Annotated in this window: 1 protein-coding gene; it reads right to left on the bottom strand. The window is 41.0% G+C overall.

The window, feature by feature from the left end; translation table 11 throughout:
• Nucleotides 1–357: 357 nt before the first annotated feature.
• Nucleotides 358–2,301, bottom strand: coding sequence for a threonine--tRNA ligase (gene thrS / locus VN379_RS08690; RefSeq protein WP_414714976.1), 1,944 nt, complete (start codon nucleotides 2,299–2,301; stop codon nucleotides 358–360).
• Between the last annotated feature and the right edge of the window lie 17 nt (nucleotides 2,302–2,318).

The following is a 2,318-nucleotide window of genomic DNA, read 5'->3' as shown; positions in this document are numbered from 1 at the left end:
TTAAAAACCCTTTAAAAAATAATAGCCAAGAACCATTTAATAGGTTCTGGCTATCTTTTTCTTTCAATGGACCTGTTAGTGCTTTTAAAATATTACCTTTATGAACATGACACCACTGTCATGTAAAAATGGAACTCCTTGAATTTACTGGCTTCATAGGCATTCTCTTGCTCTAGTACATGCCATTAAGTCGTTCCATAACGTCCATTTCCGTATCTGCAGAGGCCATAATTTATATGCCTTTGGCACTCTTAAATTTATTCCATAACATGCCACGAAATAGAAATAGACATTAGTCAATAATTTAACCAATGTCTATTTAATGCGTGAGTCAGAAAACCATCACCCGACTCAGTCTTACCTTTTATGCAATATTTCTTCTGTTATTAAAGCCCGAAACGCTTCAATACTCATTGTTTTAGTTTCACCTTTTTTCCGGTCTCTGACCGCAACTACATTTTCATTTTGTTCCTTATCCCCTAGTATAAGCATATATGGTATTTTCCCTAACTGGGCTTCACGAATTTTGTAACCGACTTTTTCACTCCGGTCGTCCAGTTCAACCCTTATATCTTCGTTTCTTAATACCTTCAGCACTTTATTTGCATACTCATGATTTCTCTCCGATATGGCTAATATCTTTACTTGAACAGGTGCAAGCCATACAGGAAAAGCACCCGCGTAATGTTCAATCAACGTTCCAACAAAACGTTCCATCGAACCAAGCAAAGTTCTATGCAGCATAATAGGTGTATGTTCTTTACCATCAGAACCGACATAGGTCATGCCAAACCGCTCAGGTAAATTCATGTCTAGTTGAATAGTTGTTCCCTGCCATTCGCGTCCCATAGCATCCACGGCCTTTAAATCAATTGCTGGGCCGTAAAATTTAGCACCACCAATGTCCTTTTTAAATTCAATTCCCCGATCGCTGAGAATCTTTTCAAGGGTGCTTTCTGCCAGTTGCCACACAGGTTCATTATCAATGAATTTCTCCTTATCCTGTGGATCACGCACAGAGAGATATACGTTTAGCTTGTCATAACCAAATGCCTTATTAATATCAAGTGCAAAGTCAAGAACATTATTTACCTCATCCACAAACTGATCTTCAGTACAAACAATATGGGCATCATCTTGAGTAAAACCACGTACACGCAACATACCGTGCAAAGCTCCTGATTTTTCAAAGCGGTAAACACTACCAAGTTCGCACCAGCGAATAGGCAGTTCTCTATAACTGCGTGGTCTGGTCTTATACATTCTCACGTGGAACGGACAGCTCATGGGTTTTACATAATAGTAGGTATTCTCTGTTTCATCCTTGGCTGCCATTTTCATTTTAGGATACATACCCTCAGCAAAATGATCCAGATGCCCTGAAGTTTCCCAGAGATTACTTTGTCCAATATGGGGAGTATAGATATATTCATACCCACGCCTACGGTGCTCCTTACGCCAGTACAGTTCTATTTCCTCGCGCACAACAGAAAGTTTAGGATGCCAAAGGATAAGCCCCTGACCGATATATTCATCAATGGAGAATAAATCAAGTTCTTTGCCAATTTTACGGTGGTCACGTTTTTTTGCTTCTTCCTGTGCAGCCAGGTAGGAGTCTAACTCCGACTGTTTAGTAAATGCTGTCCCATAAATACGTTGGAGCATTTTGTTATTGGAATCACCTCGCCAATAGGCGCCTGTGCAGGAAATAAGCTTAACGGCCTTTATCATACCCGTATAGGGTAAATGAGGCCCCGCACAAAGATCAACAAAATCCCCTTGTCGATAAAAAGTGATTGGCTGGCCATCAGGCAATTCCCTAATCAATTCTGCTTTGTACGGCTCATTAAGCCGCTCGGCAAACTGTAATGCCTCTGCCCGGTTAAGTGCAAACCGCTCCAAAGCTGAATTTTGTCTAATTATCCGCTTCATTTCGCTTTCTATTTTTTCTAAGTCATCTGATGAGACGGGAACTTCTGAGTCAAAGTCATAGTAAAATCCGTTTTCGATTGCCGGTCCAATGGCAAGTTTCACCTGAGGGTAAAGATTTTTAATAGCTTGTGCAAGAACATGGGCAGCCGTATGGCGCAGCACCTTTTTACCTGCTTCATCGTTAAAGGTAACCACATGTAAAGAACAATCCGCGTCGACGGTGGTCGTTATATCCACCACCTTTCCGTTAATCTCAGCAGCAAGCGCTTCTTTTGCAAGTCCTGAACTGATTTGTTTAGCAATTTCAGCACAGGTGGTAGAGAACGGCACCTCTATTGAATTTCCGTTCTTAAGCTTTACACTAATCACCCTCAACACCTCTTTCT

It is taken from the genome of Sporomusa sp., from assembly GCF_035561255.1.
Lineage (GTDB): Bacteria > Bacillota > Negativicutes > Sporomusales > Sporomusaceae > Sporomusa.
Note: the sequence above shows the minus strand (reverse complement) of the source record. Positions and strands in the feature narration are given on the sequence as shown.